This window comes from Streptomyces nanshensis (genome assembly GCF_001751255.1).
Lineage (GTDB): Bacteria > Actinomycetota > Actinomycetes > Streptomycetales > Streptomycetaceae > Streptomyces > Streptomyces nanshensis_A.
Window position 1 is genome coordinate 1 of the sequence record NZ_LJGW01000054.1, and the last position, 866, is coordinate 866.

Annotated in this window: 1 pseudogene; it reads left to right on the forward strand. The window is 76.3% G+C overall.

Annotated features, from left to right (window positions below):
- Positions 1–52 precede the first annotated feature (52 nt).
- Positions 53–866 (forward strand): annotated as a pseudogene (gene proB / locus AN218_RS02885) (glutamate 5-kinase); the annotation flags it as partial.

An 866-nucleotide genomic window follows, 5' to 3' on the forward strand; every position in this document is an offset into this window, starting at 1 on the left:
CGGACCGCGACCGGCCCCGGCCCTGGAGCCGGCGGCCGGACTGCGCCCCGATGTGACGGGCGCCCGGCGCATCGTCGTCAAGGTCGGGTCCTCCTCGCTGACCACCGCGGCGGGCGGACTGGACGCCGNCCGACCGCGTCGACGCCCTCGTCGACGTACTGGCCAAGCACGCCACCGGATCGGGGGACGCGGCAGCGGGCGGCTCCGGGGGCGCGGCGGCGCGCGAGCAGCGGGAGATCGTGCTGGTCTCCTCCGGAGCGATCGCCGCGGGCCTCTCCCCGCTGGGCCTGCCCAGGCGGCCCCGAGATCTGGCGAGGCAGCAGGCCGCGGCGAGCGTGGGACAGGGGCTGCTGGTCGCGCGCTACACCGCGTCGTTCGCGCGGTACGGGCGCCGCGTCGGGCAGGTGCTGCTCACCTCCGACGACACCAGCCGGCGCGCGCACTACCGCAACGCCTACCGGACGCTGGAGCAACTCCTGGCGATGGGCGCGGTGCCCGTCGTCAACGAGAACGACACCGTCGCCACCGAGGAGATCCGCTTCGGCGACAACGACCGGCTCGCCGCCCTCGTCGCCCATCTCGTACGGGCGGATCTGCTGGTGCTGCTCTCCGACGTGGACGGGCTCTACGACGGCAACCCCGCCTCGCCCGGCACCTCCCGGATCACGGAGGTCACGGGCCCCGCGGATCTGGAGGGCGTGGAGATCGGCAGCGCGGGCAGCGCGGGCGTCGGCAGCGGCGGCATGGTCACGAAGGTCGAGGCCGCCCGGATCGCCGCCGCCGCGGGGGTGCCGGTGGTGCTCGCGTCCGCGACGCACGCCGCGGACGCTCTCGCCGGCCGCCGCACCGGCACGCACTTCCACCGC